A 16,201-nucleotide genomic window follows, 5' to 3' on the forward strand; every position below is an offset into this window, starting at 1 on the left:
TGCGGTACCGCGGACCCGGATCCGCACCCCTTGAGCCCGACCGACCATTCGGTTAGCTTTGCGGCGACGTCAGGTAAACCGACACCCGGACCGCCTGTCAAGGGACGGGACGTCCACCGGTACGGTCGCCCTGCCCCCGGCGGACACGGCGGGCATGGCAGCGGACGCGACAGACAAGGGGAGAGCTCATGGCAGCGGCACCGGGAACCGTCGGCGTGGTGGGCGGCGGACGGATGGGCGCGGGCATCGCGCAGTCCTTCGCGACGGCCGGCTCGGCCGTGGTCGTCGTGGAGAGCGGCGAGGAGGCCGCCGCGGCGGCCCTGGAGCGCGTCGCCACCGGTCTGCGCCGGGCCGCCGAGCGCGGCAGGCTGGAGGAGCCCGCCGAGCGGGTCCTGGCCCGCGTCACCACCGTCACCGCCGTGGAGGACCTGCCCGCCGACGCCGACCTGGTCGTCGAGGCCGTCCCCGAGGACCCCGCCCTCAAGGCCCGGCTGCTCGCCGCCGTGGAGAAGGCCGTGGGCGAGTCGACGGTGCTGGCCACCAACACCAGCTCCCTGTCCGTCACCGAACTGGGCACCGCGCTGGCCCGCCCCGAGCGGTTCCTGGGCATGCACTTCTTCAACCCCGTGCCCGCCTCCGCCCTGGTGGAGCTGGTCGTGGCCGGACGGACCGCGGGCGACACCGTGCGGACGGCCCTGGAATGGGTCCGCGCCCTGGGCAAGAAGGACGTCGTCGTCAGGGACTCGCCCGGCTTCGCCAGCAGCCGGCTGGGCGTGGCCCTCGGTCTGGAGGCGATCCGGATGGTCGAGGAGGGCGTCGCCGAGCCCGAGGCCATCGACGCCGCCATGAGCCTGGGCTACAAGCACCCGATGGGGCCGCTGCGGCTGACCGACCTCGTCGGCCTCGACGTGCGCCTGGCCATCGCCGAGTACCTCCACGGCACCCTGGGCGAGCGCTTCGCGCCGCCGGAGCTGCTGCGGGAGAAGGTCGCCCGCGGCGAGCTGGGCCGCAAGACCGGCCGCGGCTTCTACACCTGGGAGGACTGAGGCTCCCCGGCGCGCGCCTCGGAAGGCGGCGGGCACCGCACCTCCCGCACTTTCCGTACTTCCCGCGGTGGGTGGTCGCTTTTCGTTGTCGCCCGTGCAACGAAGGTGGCATCCTCCTGTGTGCCGACGGTTGATTGTCACGGGGGAGGGCCGGTCGGATGGAGGATTCCCGCGCGGGAACGGGCATGCGGGGGCGCAACGGCATCCTGGCCCTCGTCGCCGAGTGCCTGGACCAGCCGCCCGGTACGGAGCGGCCGGTGACGATGCTGGTCGGCCCGCGGGGGAGCGGGGCCAGCGAGGCGCACGGCGCCGTCATGGGCCGCTTCGGACTGGAACACCCCTTCGCCTACCTCAACTTCGCCGCGGACCAGGCACTGCTGCCCCGCTACGCCCTCGCCCTGATCGCCCGGCAGCTGGAGCGCAGGCTGCCGCAGTACCGCGTCTCGCGCTTCCCCCGGCTCACACTCGGCCTGCTCGCCTCGGACCGCGAGTTACGGATGCCCGACCGCTCACAGGGCCGGCGAGCCGTCCAGCGGCAGCTCGAGGAGTTCCGGCGGCAGGCCGAGGACCGGCACGGCGACTACCTCTCCGCCTTCCTGGAGGTCGCCGGCAGCGCGCTGGGCGCGCCCAACGGCGCCCCCGCGGTGGTCGCGGCCCTCCTGCGGGACGCCGCCGCGCGCGGTGGTCGCAGACTGCCGGGGAGGGTCTTCGCCGGCGCCCCGCAGTGGTTCGGCGACCACCCGCTGGTGCCCTCCCGGGACGCCTGGGACGCCCTGCTGGAACTCAACATGTGGCGGCACAGCGGCAGCGAGCAGGAGAAGCGGATCCTCGACCGCGTCCTGTTCGCCGCTTTCCTCGACGACCTCCGCCACGACACCACCCGCTGGTTCGCCCCCGGCTCCTATCTACTGCTGCTGGACAACTGCCACACCGACCAGGGCCGGCTGTTCCTGGAGCTGCTCACCGGCGCCCGCCGCGACGCCGCCCTGACCGGGGCCGTCTGCGACCCCCTGACGGTGGTGGGCAGCTCCAACCGCTGGCTGGAGAACTGGGGTTCGTCCGCCGGGGACCAGTGGCCCTGGCGGCTGCGCGGCCCGGACCGGGCCCGTCTCGCCGACTGGCGCGAGCGCCGTCCGGCCCACGACAGCGACGACTCCTGGTGGTACCCGCTGCGGCTGCGCGATCTGACGCTCGACGAGGTGCGTACCGGCATCGAGCTGGCCTCGCCCCGCCACTCCGGCCTCGCCCCCTTCGTGTACCGGCTGACGCGCGGCCTGCCGGTGGCGGTACGGCAGGTGATGGACGTCCTGGACCTGACCAACACGCCCCGTCGGGGCAGCGGCGAGTTCGACCTGTGGCTGCGCTCCCTGCCCGGCCGGAGGATGCGCCGCGCACCGCACGGCACCCTGGCCGACGTGGCGCTGGACCACCTTCTGGAGGACTTCCCGCAGACTCAGCGCGAAGCGCTGGTGCGGTGCGCGGCGGCCCGCGACCTGTCCATGGGCAGCAGGGTCCTCGGTGCGGTGAGCCCGGGCGGCGCCGGGGAGTCGCTGTTCAACGAGGTGCGCTCGCGCTGGCTGCTGGAACCCGGGCACGCGCAGCCGCGCCTGCACCCGTGGCTGCGCAGGCTGCTGCTGTGGCGGCTGGCCGCCGACCCCGGCGAGTGGGATGCCGTCCACGAGCTGATGGCGGACCACTTCGAGGCGGAGGGCCGGTTTGAGGAGACGATGTACCACCGGCTGGCGGCGCACCGTGTCGAGGACGTGGTGGAACAGATGGCGGGCCACTTCCGCGAGTTGAGTGCCGCACGCTGGATCCGGCTGTTCAACGCGGTCACCTCCGCGCCCAACCGGCTGCCCGCCGACCGCTCGCCGCTGGAACTGCTGGGAGAACTCGCCCCCGAGGCGCCCACCCACTCGATCACCGACGTCTCGGTGATCCGGGGGCTGGTCTGCGCGCGCTGGCTGTGGAGCGACCCGCTCGGCGACCCCGGGCTGCGGCTGAACAGCGTGATAGCGGCCAAGTACGACCGGCTGTCCGAACTGAGGGGGAGTGAGATCGTGGCCCTGTACGACGAGGCCGAGCGCTACCGGCACTGGCGCCATCCGCTGACGCTCGCGGACGAGGGGTGATGGTCGTGGCCGGACACCGGATCTCCCTGCTGACCGTCAAGCGCTCCGTCACCGCCGCCGTGGTGCTGGCGGTCCTGGCCGGGGTGTCGCTGTTCGTCCACGACTGGTACGTCCACCGCGACGACCTGTGCGCGCAGGGCGTGACGAGGATGGAGGAGCCGAGAGCGGAGTGCGTCGGGACCACCGACGGCTCGTACGTCTTCGCCGAGCACCTGGCCGCGGTGAGCGGGAGGATCGAGCAGGCGAACCGGGAGGTCACCGCGGGGGACGGGAAGTACGTCACCGTGGCGTACATGACCTCCGTCACGGTCGGTGAGAACGACAGCAACCCCGAGGAGTCGGTGCGGCACGAGCTCCAGGGCGCCCATCTGGCGCAGCAGCGGCACAACGAGCGCTTCACCCCGAAGATCAGGCTGCTGATCGCCAACACCGGCAGCGGCTCCGCGCACTGGCGGCACACCGTCGACGGGTTGATCGGGCTCAGGGACGGCGGCGAGCCGCTGGTGGCGGTCACCGGCCTGGGGCCGAGCACGGACCGCAACCTGGCCGCCCTCAGGAGGCTGTCCGACGCGGGCCTGGCGACGGTGGCCAGCACGATGACCGCCACCGGCATCGGCGGCATGGAGGGCTTCGTCCGCGTCGCCCCCACCAATGTCGACGAGGCCAGGGTGGCGGCCCGGTACCTCAGACAGAAGAAGATCCGCACGGCCATGGTGGTCCAGGACGTGGCGGAGGGAAACCTGTACGCCGACACCCTGGGCGACGCCTTCACCGCGGAGTTCCCCCGGGGCGGGAAGGAGTACGAACTGGTCGCCGAACGCAAGCAGTTCGACTCCTCCCTGGAGGACAGCTGGAGGAACGAACTGCAGATCCTGTCGAACCAGTTGTGCTTCCACCGGCCCGAGGCCGTCTACTTCGCCGGGAGGGGACGGCATCTCACCCACTTCCTCGACGCGCTGGCCGAGCGGTTCTGCACCGAGTGGGACTTCACCGTGATGACCGGCGACGACACCACCAACCTCACCGACGACCAGGTCAGAAAGGCCGCCGACAGCGGAGTGCAGGTCTTCTACACCGGGCTGGCCCACCCGGAGATGTGGAAGGACGAACCGGACGGCGCGCCCGGGGCGGTGCAGGCGGCCTTCCGCAAGGGCGGCGTGCTGGAGCAGTGGTTCGGCAGGGAGCGGCACATCGACGGCCAGGCGATGATGGCGCACGACGCGGTGCTGACCGCGGCCCGTGGCGCGCAGATGGCGAGCAGGGGGACGCGCGTCACCGGCCGGGCGGTCGGCAGGATGTTCCAGCTCATGGAGGACAGCGCCCAGGTCAGGGGGGCGAGCGGCACGCTGACGTTCGAGGAGAACGGCGACGCGCACGACAAGGCGGTGCCGATCCTGAAGCTCGCCTCCAACGGCGACCCGGTCTTCGTCACGGTCCTCTCGCCCCGCGGCTGAGGCGAGGGGTGGCGCGGGGTGGGAGGCGCTCCGGGGAAGTGACGCGGGAGAAGCGGTCCGGGCCCGGCCCGTCAGGCCGGAGGGGGATCGAGCTGGTCGCTGATCGGGCAGAGGCGCAGGGCCTGCTCGATGACACGGCTGCGCCGGTCCCCCTCGGCGGAGGGCAGCGAGACGTCGGCGGTGGCGTCGAAGCGGTAGTGCTGGGCGCCGCCGTTGCTGAGCCGGACGCGGGCGGTCACCTCGCTGCCGGAGGGGTCCACACCGGTCTCGGTGGCCGCGATGACCAGCGCCTGGTGCAGACAGGTGGCCAGCGCGGCCGCGTACAGCTGCTCGGGGTCGTACCCGTGCCCGCTGCCGCCCAGCTCGCTGGGGGCGCCGACCGGGAGGCCGGCCCTCCCGGAGACGTCCACCCGGCCGGTGCCGTGCAGGGAGCGGGCCTGGGCGGTGTACAGATCCTGTTGGGTTGGGGCCATGGGGGAAGGTCTACCCGCGCGCTCCGGCGGGAGGCGCCCCCGAACGCGTGACGCCTCGCGGGCGCCGGCCCGCTTCCCGCGGGCTCTCTCGCCGGGTCCTCGCGCCGGGCCTTCGCGCCGGGGCCTCGCGTCAGCCCGCGTCCTCGGTGCGCATCCGCACCTCCTCGGCCAGCCTCTCCAGGCTCCGGTCGAGGGAGGTGTCGATCTCCTCCCGGGAGGGCGCGTGGCTCTCGTCGAAGAAGGACAGGTGCACGGTCACCTCGCTGGCTCCGCTGCCGATGCCCGCCACCTGGAGCCAGCCGGCGTACGCGCCCTCGTCACGGGTGCCCCACTCCGCCCGCAGCTGCTCGGGCCGGGTGCGGAACAGGGCCCGCACGTCGTGCCCGGTGCGGTCCTCGTGCACGGTCACGGCCGGGGGGTCCCCCACGTGGGCGTGGAGGTCCGACGGAAGCCAGCGGTCCAGCCGCTCCAGGTCGCTGATCTGGTCGAAGACCAGCTCGGGCAGGGCGGGCATGGTGCGGGAACGCTCGTACTCGCTCACCGGATCTCACCTTCGGGTCGAACGGCATCGGACCCGGTGCCGGGTACCCCCGTCCGGACCGGGAATCCCCCGCGTCCCCCGCCGGTCCGGTCAGCCGAATCCGCCCGCCGCGTCCAGGATCCGTCCGGCGACCCCGACCGAGTCCACCAGCGGGTGCAGCGCCAGCGCCCGCAGCGCCGCCCCGCGCGAACCGGTGCGCGCCGCCTCGATCGCGGCCCGCTCGACGGCCTTGAGCGTGAGCATCAGCCCGAGCTGGTCGGCCGCCACGGCGCCGGCCGCCAGCGGATGCGCGCCGGAGGCGTCGACCAGGCACGGCACCTCGACCACCGCGTCGCCGTCCAGTCCGGGGACGGCGCCGCGGCCGGGGACGTTCAGGATCAAAGTGGTGCGCTCGTCCCGGGCGATCGCCCGCATCAGGGCCAGCGCCACCCGGTCGTAGCCCCCGCCCTCCAGGTCGCAGCTGTCGCGCTCCCAGCCGCCGGAGGCCTCGCGGCTCTCGGCCAGATAGGTCTCCTCGCGCTCGCGGCGGGTGCGCTCCCACTCGCCGTACGCCTGCGCGGGGTCGTCCGGCCGCGCCAGCTCGTAGAAGCGGGACTGCTGGCCGCGCAGGAACTCGCCGCGCGTCTCCCGGGCTCCGCGGACGGCGGCCACCGCCTCGCGGTTGAAGTAGTAGTAGTGCAGGTACTCGTTGGGCAGCGCGCCCAGCGTCCGCAGCCAGTCTGCGCCGAACAGCCTGCCCTCTTCGAAGGAGGCGAGCGCGGCGGGGTCGGCCAGCAGTTCGGGCAGCCGGTCGCGGCCGTCCACCGTGAGGCGGCGCAGCCAGCCCAGGTGGTTCAGGCCCACGTAGTCGTAGCCGGCGCGGTCCGGGTCGGCGCCCAGGGCGCGCGCGGCGCGGCGGCACAGGCCGACGGGCGAGTCGCAGATGCCGATGACACGCTCGCCCAGGCCGCGTTCGCGCAGGACGGCGGCCATCGCCTCGGTCACCATCCCCGCGGGGTTGGTGAAGTTGATGGTCCACGCCTCGGGGGCGAGCTCGGCGATCCGCTCGGCGACGCGTACGGCCACCGGCAGGGTGCGCAGGCCGTACAGCACGCCTCCCGCGCCCACCGTCTCCTGGCCCAGCACCCGCTCGGCCAGGGGGATCCGCTCGTCGCGCACCCGGCCGGCCAGGCCTCCGACCCGGATGGCGGAGAAGACGAAGTCGGCGCCGCGCAGCGCGTCGTCGAGGTCGGTGGCGGCGCGCAGCGCGGGGGCCGGGCCGGTGTGCCGTGCGCGCTGGTGGGCGAGGACCGCGCCGATCGCGTCCAGCCGGTCGCGGTCGGTGTCGTACAGGACGAGTTCGGTGACGCGGCCGGCCCGGTCCCCGGGGTCCTCCAGCAGCGCCCGGTGCACCAGCGGCACCCGGAATCCGCCGCCGCCCAGCACGGTGAGCCTCATGCCCGGCCACCTCCGGCAGCCGCTCCCGACACGGTCCGCGGCACGGTCGTCACGACGTCATGTCTCACGCCGCCACGGTCTCACACCGGCCCCGCGCCGGGGTACTACGGCCCGGCTGCCCGGCTGCCCGGCTGCCCGGCTGCCCGGCTGCCCGGCCGTCCGGCCGCTCAGCCGTGGTCGACCAGTTCCACGTGCCCCTGCGTCCGCGCGCAGTGGGCGGAGCAGAAGAAGCGTCCGTCCGCCGACTGCGAACCGTGGCCCAGGATGCGGCACTGGCAGTTCTCGCAGATGGGCGCCATCCGGTGCGCCGCGCACTCCAGGCTGTCGAAGACATGGACGGCGCCCGCCGCGCGCACCTCGAAGGCCATCTCGTAGTCGTTGCCGCACACCTCGCACACGCTCATGACATGTGCTCCTTCCGCCGGTCGTCCGCTGGGTGGGTCAGCGGCAAGGATGGCGTCGGGCGCCCGCCGGACCCCTCCGCGACGCGGCGGCCGGGCTCCGACCGGCGCACCGCCACCACCCGCCCGGCCGACGTGCCGGGGCGTCGCGACGTGATCGATATGACGTGCCCCCGACAATGCGACCCGGGTTCCGGACATCTCTTCTCCGCCGGCGGGGCATGACTGGCCGTGACACCCACGGCGGGGCCCGGCAGGGCGCGCACCGGCGGACCGGGAGGACGAGACGATGACGGCGACCGCGGAGGCCAGGGGCGGAGAGTCCGGGGACGGCGAGGCCGGAAACGGGAAAGGCACGCCGCCCGCGTCACGGCGCGCGCTGGTGGCGGGATCGGTCGGCAACTTCATCGAGTGGTACGAGTTCGGGGTCTACGGGTACTTCGCGACGATCATCGCCGCACGGTTCTTCACCCCCGAGGGCGCGAGCGACGTCGAGGCCCTGGTGAAGACCTACGCCTCCTTCGCGCTGGCCTTCTTCTTCCGTCCGGTGGGCGCGGCCCTGTTCGGCCGGATCGGCGACCGGATCGGCCGCCGCCCCACCCTGATCCTGGTGGTCTCGCTGATGACCGCCGCCACGGCGGCCATCGGCCTGCTGCCGACGTACGCCACCGTGGGCGCCGCCGCGCCGTGGCTGCTCACCCTCGCTCGTGTCCTCCAGGGGCTGTCGGCGGGCGGGGAGTTCGGCGGTGCGGTGTCGGTGATGACGGAGTTCGCGCCGCCCGGCCGGCGCGGGCTGTACGGGGCCTGGCAGTCGTTCACGGTGGCGCTCGGCCTGCTCGCCGGCGCCGGCCTGGCCGCCCTGCTGGCCACGGTGCTGGACGAGGCCGACCTCCAGGGGTGGGGGTGGCGGCTGCCGTTCCTGCTGGCCGTGCCGATGGGGCTGGCCGCGCTGTGGCTGCGGCTGCGGCTGGAGGAGACGCCCTCCTTCCGCCGCGCCTCCGGCGCGAAGGCCGCCCCCGCCGTGGCCTCCCCGCCGCCCGCCACCGCGACCTGGCGTGCCATCGGGCTGGGGGTCGGCCGCCTGATGGGCTGGTCCGCGGCCGGATACACCTTCCTCGTCGTGATGCCCTCCTACCTCCAGAGCACCCTGGGGGCCTCCTTCCAGCAGGCGCTGCTGGCCACGGTCGTGGCCAACGCGGGCTTCGCGCTGGCCATCCTCCCCGCCGGGGCGCTCAGCGACCGGATCGGACGGCGGGCCGTGATGGTCGCGGGCACGGTCGCGCTGATCGTCCTCGCCTTCCCCCTGCTCGGCCTCCTCCAGGACCCGGACGCCTCCCGGGCGGCCAGGGCGGCGGCGGTGTTCGCGGCCGGCGCGGCGGTGGGGCTGCTGGCCGGGCCCGGCCCGGCGATGCTCGCCGAGATGTTCCCCACCACCGTCCGCTACACCGGGCTGGGGCTGGCGTACTCGCTGTCCAACGCGGTGTTCTCCGGCTCGGCCGGGCTCATCATCACCGAACTGATCAAGCGCACCGGCGACGCCGACATCCCCGCGGTGTACGTGGTGGCCGTCTGCGCGGTGGGCCTGCCCGCGCTGCTCGCGCTGCGCGGCGACGACCACCGGCGCGCGCTGCGGGACTGACCGGACACGGACGGCACGACGGCGCGACGGCACGAACGGCACGAACGGCGCGCACCGGCGAGGACGACGCGAAGAACGAGGAGGGCACGGGCATGAGGGTGATCGGACTGATGTCGGGAACGTCCTGCGACGCGATCGACGCGGCGGCCGCCGATCTGGAGATCGAGGGCGACACGGTCGTCCTGACCCCGCTGGGCGACCTGGAGTGCGCCTTCCCCGGCGGGCTGCGCCGCGAACTGCTCGCGGCGCTCCCGCCGTCGTCCACCACCATGGCCGCGGTCTGCCGGCTCGACACCCTCCTCGGGCAGGCCCTCGCGGCGGCGGCCGACCGCGCCGACCACGAACTGTGTTCCGGAGCAGCGGAGTTGGTCGTCTCCCACGGGCAGACCGTCTACCACTGGACGGAGGGCGGCCGGGTGCGCGGCACCCTCCAGCTCGGCCGGCCCGCCTGGATCGCCGAGCGCACCGGCCGCGCGGTCGTCTCCGACCTGCGCCCGCGCGACGTGGCCGCCGGCGGGCAGGGCGCGCCGCTGGTGAGCGCCCTGGACGTGATGTGGCTGCGCGACCGGCCGGGGACGCCCGTCGCGCTCAACCTGGGCGGCATCGCCAACATCACGGTGGCGCACGGGGCGGACGGTCCACTGGCGTACGACACCGGGCCCGCCAACGTGCTGCTGGACACGGCCGTGCGGGAGCTGACCGGGGGGCGCGCCGACCACGACGCGGACGGCGCGCTGGCCGCCGCGGGCGCCGTCCGCCGGCCGCTGCTGGACAGACTGCTGGCCGAGCCGTACTACGCCCGGAGCGCGCCGAAGACCACCGGCCGGGAGCTGTTCGACGCCGCCTATCTGCGCACCGCCCTGGCCGGTTTCGGGCATCTTCCGGCCGAGGACGTGCTGGCCACCCTCACCGAGCTGACGGCCCGCACCGTCGCCGACGCCGTACGGGCGGCCGGCGGCACCGAGGTGATCGCCTCGGGCGGCGGCACCCGCAACCCCGCGCTGCTGACCCGGCTGGCCCGTGCCCTGGACGGGATCCCGGTTCGCGTGTCCGACGGGCTCGGTCTGCCCTCCGGCGCCAAGGAGGCGTACGCCTTCGCGCTGCTGGGCTTCCTCACGGTCCTCGGCCTGCCCGGCACGGTCCCGGCCTGCACCGGCGCGCGCCACGCCCGGGTGCTGGGATCGATCACACCGGGTCTGGGCGGACCTCTGCCGCGGCCCTGGGGCGGCCCGGCGCCCGTACGGCTCCACGTGGCCGGGACCGGACCTTCACACGACCCCCAAATTCGCATCCGAGATGCGCATTGATACCGTCATGGCATGCGGCTGACGAAGTTCACCGATCTGGCGCTGCGTGTGGTGATGCGCCTGGCGGTGATGGACGAGGGCGAGGTCCCCACCTCCCGGGAGGTCGCCGAATCGGTGGCCGCGCCTTACACGCACGTGTCCAAGGTGGTGAGCCGCCTCCAGCACATGGGTGTGCTGGAGGCCCGGCGGGGCAGGGGTGGCGGGCTGGAGCTGACCTCCCGCGGCCGGGAGGCATCCGTCGGCCGGCTCGTCCGCCAGCTGGAGGGCGCCGGTGACGTGGTGGGCTGCGAGGACCCGTCCGCGCCGTGCCCGCTGCGCGGCGCGTGCCGCCTGCGGTCCGCGCTGCACGAGGCCCAGGAGGCGTTCTACGCGACGCTCGACCCGCTGACGGTGCGGGATCTGGTGGGCGGATCGGCGGGGCCCGTGATGCTCCGCCTGCTCACCGGCCCGCCGTCCCCCACGTAGCCGCCCGGCCCGACCCGTATCCGAGCCGGCCGCGAACCGACCGAGGTGCCGTGGAGTGGTTCCGCGCGCCCTAAAACTCGCATATGCAATGCGAATTAAGGAGACAGTGATGCTGTCCGAGAAGTCCACCGCCGTCGTACGCGCCACCCTGCCGGTCATCGGAGCCGCCATCGACGACATCACCCCGGTCTTCTACCGCAGGATGTTCGCCGCCCACCCCGAGCTGCTGCGCGACCTGTTCAACCGGGGCAACCAGGCCAACGGCACCCAGAGCCGCGCACTGGCCGGCTCCATCGCCGTCTTCGCCACCATGCTGCTGGAGAACCCCGACCGGCGCCCCGACGCGATGCTGGCCCGCATCGCCCACAAGCACGCGGCCCTGGGCATCACCGCCGACCAGTACACGATCGTCCACCGCCATCTGTTCGCCGCCATCGCCGAGGTCCTGGGCGAGGCGGTCACCCCCGAGGTGGCCGAGGCGTGGGACGAGGTGTACTGGCTGATGGCCGGTGCCCTGATCGCCATGGAGGCGCGGCTGTACGCCGCGAGCGGCCTCGGCGACGGGGACGTGTGGCGGCCCTGGAAGGTGGTCGGCCGCATGGAGGAGACCGCCGAGGTGGCGACCTTCATGCTCCGCCCGGCCGACGACGGCCCGGTGCCGCCCTTCCGGCCGGGGCAGTACGTCTCCGTCCAGGTCACCCTGCCCGACGGGGCGCGGCAGATCCGCCAGTACAGCCTCTCCTGTGCCCCCGACGGCGACGACCGCTGGATATCGGTCAAGCGCGTCGGCGGCGACCCGGCCGGCGAGGTCTCCAACTGGCTGCACGAGAACGTCCGCGAGGGCGATGTGCTCACCGTCGGCGCGCCCTTCGGCGACGTGGCGCTGGAGGACGGCGACGGCCCGGTCCTGCTCGCCTCGGCGGGCATCGGCTGCACCCCGATGGTCAGCATGCTGGCCCATCTGGCCGCCACCGGCTCCCCGCGCCGCACCACCGTGGTGCACGGCGACCGCACCGAGTCCTCCCACGCCTTCCGCGAGCAGACGCGACTGCTGACCGCCAAGCTGCCCGACGCCGCCCTCCACGTCTGGTACGAGCGCCCCGAGGGCCGGTGGCCGGCCGAGCGCACCGGACTGGTGGACCTGTCGGGCGTCGAGATCCCCGAGGGAGTCCGCGCCTACCTGTGCGGGCCGGTGCCGTTCATGCGCTCGGTGCGCACCCAGCTGCTGGAGAGCGGCGTCCCCGCCTCCCGCATCCACTACGAGTCCTTCGGACCCGACCTGGGCCTCGACGCCTGAGCCCCTGCCGCCCGGCTCGCCCGCCCCCGGGGCGGGCGAGCCGGATCACACCCCGCTGCGCGGCGGGCGCGGTAGGCGCTGACCATGTATCCCCGTGACATCGAGAAGTGCCCGCGTCCCTGGGCGCAGGAGCGGTACCGGCGGATCGTCCGATGGAGGTCGCCCGGAAACGGCGGGCATTTCCCGTCGCCGGAGGTTCCCGGGTATTTCGTCGAAGACCCGCGAGAAGGCCTCGCGGCAGTACTGGCCGCCAGTCGGTGAACGCGACTCGGCGCCCCGGCCCCCGCGCTTCCGGCCCGGGCCGCCGCGCCCTCAGCGCGCGGCGGCCGAGGACCTCAGGGCGGCGATCACCTCCTCGTCGCCGACCTGGTGGAAGTCCTCGTACCACTGCCCGACCCCCTGGAAGGACGGCGGCGTCTCCAGGCACACCAGGCGGTCGGTCACCTGCTCCAGCGCCGCTGCCGCCTGCACGGAGGAGACCGGGACGGCCAGGATCAGCAGCTTCGGCTCCAGGATGCGGGCGGCGTGCAGCGCGGCGCGCGCGGTGACGCCGGTGGCCAGCCCGTCGTCGACGACGATCACCGTGCGGCCCCGCAGCTCCAGGGCGGGACGGCCGCCGCGGTACAGGTGCTCGCGGCGGCGCAGCTCCGCCCGCTCCCGCTCGACCTGCCCGGTCAGGTCCCCAGGCGTCAGGCCGAGCATCCGCAGGGACTGCTCGTCGAACAGCGGTGGTCCCTCGCCCGCTATCGCCCCGATGCCGAACTCCGGGTTGAACGGCGCGCCGATCTTGCGGGCGACCAGTACGTCCAGCGGCGCGTGCAGCGCGCGGGCGACCTCCTCGCCGACGGGGACGCCGCCCCGGGGGAGGGCCAGCACCAGCGGGTCGCCGATCTCCCCGGCGCGCCGGAGGTCCCGCAGCGGCTCGGCGAGCATCCGGCCCGCCTGCGTGCGGTCGTGGAAGCGCATGATCCGTCTCCCTTCGCTTCCCTGCGTCCCTGCCGCGCGGAGACCGGAGGCCGGTGCGGCAGCGGTACGGCGGCGGCGGGAGGGGTCACCGGGGCACCGTCTCCCGGGTCATCCGGACGAACCAGTCGCGGGCCGCGGCGGCGGCCCGGTCGAGGGTGCCGGGCTCCTCGAACAGATGGGTGGCGTCGGGCACCACGTGCACCGTGCACGGGGCCGACAGCCGTGAGGCCGCCTGCTCGTTCAGCCGCAGCACCTCGTGGTCCTCGCCGCCGACGATCAGCAGGACGGGCGCGGAGACCCGGTCCAGGGCACCGCCCGCGAGGTCGGGCCTGCCGCCCCGGGAGACCACGGCCCGCACCCGACCGGGCTGCTCGGCCGCGGCCACCAGGGCCGCGGCGGCGCCGGTGCTGGCCCCGAACAGGCCGATCGGCAGCCGGGCGGTGTCCGGGCGGCCGCCGAGCCAGTCGACGGCCGCCGCCAGGCGACGCGCGAGGAGGGGGATGTCGAAGCGGTACTCGGCGGTGACCGTGTCCGTCCGCTCCTCGTCCTCGGTGAGCAGGTCGAACAGCAGCGTGCCCAGTCCGGCGTCCCGCAGGACCCCGGCCACCGCCCGGTTGCGCGGGCTGTGCCGGGAGCTGCCGCTGCCGTGGGCGAAGGCCACGACGCCGCGGGCCCCGTCGGGCACGGTGAGGTCCCCGGTCAGGGCGGCTCCTGCGTCGGTCGGGATCCTCGGTGTCCGGGGAATCATCGGCCGCCTCCCGTGCTGTGGGGATCGGTGCGCCGCCGGGGTACCCGCCGGCCGCGGCGGTATGCGTCCGGGAGCGGGGCGGCGCGCCCCCGGCGGGTCCCCGCGCCCTACCGGCGCGCTCCGCCCGCCGGCTCCCGTTCTTCTCGCGGCTGCCCGGTCTCCCCGGCGTCCTCGGGGCCGAACAGCGAGATCGAGCCGTACCGGCCGTCGTAGCCGGACTCGCGCCGTACCCGGTGGGCGCGCAGCCGCTCGATCGCCTCGGCCGTCTCCGGCTCGCCCGCCTGGCGCACCCGGTCCACCGGCATCTGGAGCAGCAGCGGCAGCTCGGGTCCCAGTGCGGCGGTCAGGCTCTCCAGGGCGCGTTCGACGGTCCTGGTCTTCGGCCCGACCCCGAGGACCTCGCCCGCGATCTCCGGCAGCGGGACGATCTTCAGGGCCTCGCCGCCGGTGGACGGCCTCCGCCCGGGGGTGCGGTCGGCCAGCTCCTCGACCCGGTGGAGCACACCGACGGTCGGTTTCCTGCCGCACACCGGGCACCTGCCGCCGCGCGCCCTGGTCTCGGCCGGTTCCAGCCGCACCCCGCAGGCGCGGTGCCCGTCCAGGTGGTACTTGCCCGCCTCCGGGTACAGGTCCACGGTGCCGGCGTACCCCTGGCCGGTCTCCAGGGCGCGGCGGATCGCGAAGTAGTCCACCTCGGTGTTGAACACGGTGGCGTTGCGGCCCAGGACGGGCGGGGAGTGCGCGTCCGAGTGGCTGACCAGCCGCAGGCGGTCCAGCGAGGAGACCCGCCAGTTCATCTCCGGATCCGAGGACAGACCCGTCTCCAGGGCGAAGACGTGGCCGGCCAGGTCGCCGTAGCACTCGTCCACGCCGTCGAAGCCGGACTTCGAGCCGAGGACGCCGAACCAGGGCGTCCAGGCGTGCGCGGGGACCAGGTAGGCGCCCTCGCCGCAGGACAGGACGGCCTCCAGCAGGTCGCGGGAGTCCACCGCCAGGGCCGGCCGCCCGTCCGAGGCGAGGTCGCCGTACGGGGACAGGGTGCGGGCCAGGCGCCCGGCCGCGTCGAAGTCCGGCGCGTAGCACAGGTGGTGGATCCTGCGGCCCCGGCCGCCGCGCCGGTAGTTGGTGGCGACCTCCACCTGGAGCAGGAAGCGCAGCGGGCCGCGGCAGACCGGTGGCAGGTCCTCCAGCACCTCGCGGTCGAGGTCGTCGCGCAGCCGGAACAGTCCCGGCTCCGCGGGCACCAGCGACTCGCGCAGCGCCTTTGCCCACACGGGGTGGAGGAAGTCGCCGGTGCCCAGCACGGTGATGCCCTTGCGCCGCGCCCACCAGGCCAGGTGAGGCAGATCGCTGTTGCGGCTGCACGCCCTGCTGTACCGGGAGTGCACGTGCAGGTCGGCGTAGTAGCGCATGTATCCACGCGTGCCCGGGAAGCGCGGCGGCATGACGGAAGGCGCCCAGGGGGTGCGCAGGGGCGCGGACGGGGCCGCGGGCCGGGCGCGGTGCGGGCCGGTGCTAGGTTGGCCGTGGCGCCCCCGCGCCCCGGACGAGCGCGTCGTACCCGGCAGGACAAGACGGCGCAGGTCATACGCAGCAAAGCGGCATCATCTGCGGAGGTCACGTCATGGCGTGGGTCGTACTGGTCGTATCGGGGCTCCTGGAGGCGGTGTGGGCCGCGGCGCTCTCGGCGTCGCAGGGCCTGACCCGGCTCAGGCCCAGTGTGCTGTTCGTCGTCGCCCTCGCCCTCAGCATGGGCGGCCTGGCCTACGCGATGCGCGGCATCCCCATCGGCACCGGGTACGCGGTGTGGGTCGGGATCGGGGCCGTGTGCACGGCGCTGTACGGGATGGTCGCGCTGGGCGATCCCGTCTCCGCCGGGCGTGTGCTCTGCCTGGTGCTGATCGTCGCCGGTGTCGTGGGCCTGAAGATCCTGGAGTGAGCGCGGTGGGTCCCGGCCGGGCGGGCCGGGACCCACCGCGACGGTCCGGAGCGGTCCTCAGCGGGATGTGTCGTCCTTGCCGGTGGAGCCCTTCTTCCGCCAGGTGCGCCCGGCGCGCCCGGTCGTGGCCGGATCGACCCGCCCCTTGGCGGTCTCGCCGGACAGATGGCGGACGTGCTCCCTGGCGACCTGCCTGAGTCGCCTGTCCTTCTCGTGCTGCTCTTCCTTGTGGCGGCGTTTGAACATGGTGCCTCGCTCCCTGCCTCGTACGGGCTGCCCGTGCGGGCCGTACGTGTGGGCTGTACGAGCAGCCCGTTGTGGGCTTTGCGCGCTACGCGGTTCCCCGCTCCCGGGTG

The 16,201-nt window shown here is 74.3% G+C and carries 16 protein-coding genes, 1 pseudogene and 1 riboswitch; of the genes and pseudogenes, 9 read left to right on the forward strand and 8 right to left on the reverse strand.

From position 1 onward, the window contains the following. The first annotated feature begins 188 nt into the window (after positions 1–188). The 3 genes from BM237_RS11110 (at position 189) to BM237_RS11120 (ending at position 4,632) form a co-directional block, all read left to right on the forward strand. A complete protein-coding gene (locus BM237_RS11110; protein ID WP_093849403.1) occupies positions 189–1,046 on the forward strand; it encodes a 3-hydroxyacyl-CoA dehydrogenase family protein in 858 nt (285 codons plus the stop codon). Between the two features lie 158 nt (positions 1,047–1,204). Then, complete coding sequence (locus BM237_RS11115) at positions 1,205–3,178, forward strand: hypothetical protein (RefSeq protein ID WP_093849404.1); 1,974 nt, start codon at positions 1,205–1,207, stop codon at positions 3,176–3,178. A 5-nt stretch (positions 3,179–3,183) separates the two neighbouring features. Continuing rightward, positions 3,184–4,632, forward strand: coding sequence for a type 1 periplasmic-binding domain-containing protein (locus BM237_RS11120; RefSeq protein WP_245793546.1), 1,449 nt, complete (start codon positions 3,184–3,186; stop codon positions 4,630–4,632). 71 nt (positions 4,633–4,703) lie between these two features. Here the strand turns inward: BM237_RS11120 and BM237_RS11125 are convergent, their stop codons facing one another. The 4 genes from BM237_RS11125 to BM237_RS11140 form a co-directional block, all read right to left on the reverse strand. After that, positions 4,704–5,105, reverse strand: coding sequence for an OsmC family protein (locus tag BM237_RS11125; protein WP_093849406.1), 402 nt, complete (start codon positions 5,103–5,105; stop codon positions 4,704–4,706). 130 nt (positions 5,106–5,235) lie between these two features. Then, the gene (locus tag BM237_RS11130; RefSeq protein ID WP_093849407.1) at positions 5,236–5,646 is read right to left on the reverse strand and encodes an SRPBCC family protein; all 411 of its coding nucleotides are present in this window, start codon (positions 5,644–5,646) and stop codon (positions 5,236–5,238) included. Positions 5,647–5,736: 90 nt separating this feature from the next. After that, positions 5,737–7,083, reverse strand: a complete 1,347-nt coding sequence (locus BM237_RS11135) for a 6-phospho-beta-glucosidase (RefSeq protein WP_093849408.1) — start codon at positions 7,081–7,083, stop codon at positions 5,737–5,739. A 167-nt stretch (positions 7,084–7,250) separates the two neighbouring features. After that, the gene (locus tag BM237_RS11140) at positions 7,251–7,487 is read right to left on the reverse strand and encodes a hypothetical protein (protein ID WP_093849409.1); all 237 of its coding nucleotides are present in this window, start codon (positions 7,485–7,487) and stop codon (positions 7,251–7,253) included. Positions 7,488–7,773: 286 nt separating this feature from the next. Here BM237_RS11140 and BM237_RS11145 point away from each other — a divergent pair, with 286 nt between their 5' ends. From BM237_RS11145 to BM237_RS29570, 5 genes and pseudogenes are all read left to right on the forward strand, one after another. Next, positions 7,774–9,123 (forward strand): MFS transporter, encoded by a 1,350-nt coding sequence (locus BM237_RS11145; RefSeq protein WP_093849410.1) that lies wholly within the window; start codon positions 7,774–7,776, stop codon positions 9,121–9,123. 92 nt (positions 9,124–9,215) lie between these two features. Next, a complete protein-coding gene (locus BM237_RS11150; RefSeq protein WP_093849411.1) occupies positions 9,216–10,430 on the forward strand; it encodes an anhydro-N-acetylmuramic acid kinase in 1,215 nt (404 codons plus the stop codon). 12 nt (positions 10,431–10,442) lie between these two features. Continuing rightward, positions 10,443–10,895: an RrF2 family transcriptional regulator gene (locus BM237_RS11155; RefSeq protein ID WP_093849412.1), complete on the forward strand. Its 453-nt coding sequence runs from the start codon at positions 10,443–10,445 to the stop codon at positions 10,893–10,895. Positions 10,896–11,004: 109 nt separating this feature from the next. Next, positions 11,005–12,192, forward strand: a complete 1,188-nt coding sequence (locus tag BM237_RS11160; protein WP_093849413.1) for a globin domain-containing protein — start codon at positions 11,005–11,007, stop codon at positions 12,190–12,192. A gap of 75 nt (positions 12,193–12,267) precedes the next feature. After that, positions 12,268–12,453, forward strand: a pseudogene (locus BM237_RS29570) (epoxide hydrolase); the annotation flags it as partial. A 51-nt stretch (positions 12,454–12,504) separates the two neighbouring features. Here BM237_RS29570 and BM237_RS11170 read toward each other — a convergent pair. The 3 genes from BM237_RS11170 to BM237_RS11180 form a co-directional block, all read right to left on the reverse strand. Continuing rightward, entirely contained in the window at positions 12,505–13,158 is a 654-nt protein-coding gene (locus BM237_RS11170; RefSeq protein ID WP_093849414.1) for a phosphoribosyltransferase, read from the reverse strand. Between the two features lie 85 nt (positions 13,159–13,243). After that, entirely contained in the window at positions 13,244–13,906 is a 663-nt protein-coding gene (locus tag BM237_RS11175) for a dienelactone hydrolase family protein (protein WP_093849415.1), read from the reverse strand. A gap of 107 nt (positions 13,907–14,013) precedes the next feature. Continuing rightward, positions 14,014–15,318 carry an endonuclease Q family protein gene (locus BM237_RS11180; RefSeq protein ID WP_175540969.1) on the reverse strand — a complete coding sequence of 435 codons (1,305 nt, stop codon included), beginning with the start codon at positions 15,316–15,318 and terminating at the stop codon, positions 14,014–14,016. Positions 15,319–15,426: 108 nt separating this feature from the next. Beyond that, positions 15,427–15,490, forward strand: a riboswitch (guanidine-III (ykkC-III) riboswitch). A 40-nt stretch (positions 15,491–15,530) separates the two neighbouring features. Here BM237_RS11180 and BM237_RS11185 point away from each other — a divergent pair. Further along, positions 15,531–15,845, forward strand: coding sequence for a DMT family transporter (locus BM237_RS11185; RefSeq protein ID WP_093849416.1), 315 nt, complete (start codon positions 15,531–15,533; stop codon positions 15,843–15,845). Between the two features lie 57 nt (positions 15,846–15,902). Here the strand turns inward: BM237_RS11185 and BM237_RS11190 are convergent, their stop codons facing one another. After that, positions 15,903–16,091 carry a hypothetical protein gene (locus tag BM237_RS11190; RefSeq protein WP_093849417.1) on the reverse strand — a complete coding sequence of 63 codons (189 nt, stop codon included), beginning with the start codon at positions 16,089–16,091 and terminating at the stop codon, positions 15,903–15,905. Positions 16,092–16,201: the final 110 nt, after the last annotated feature.

This window comes from Streptomyces mangrovi (assembly GCF_900114215.1).
Taxonomy (GTDB): domain Bacteria; phylum Actinomycetota; class Actinomycetes; order Streptomycetales; family Streptomycetaceae; genus Streptomyces; species Streptomyces barkulensis.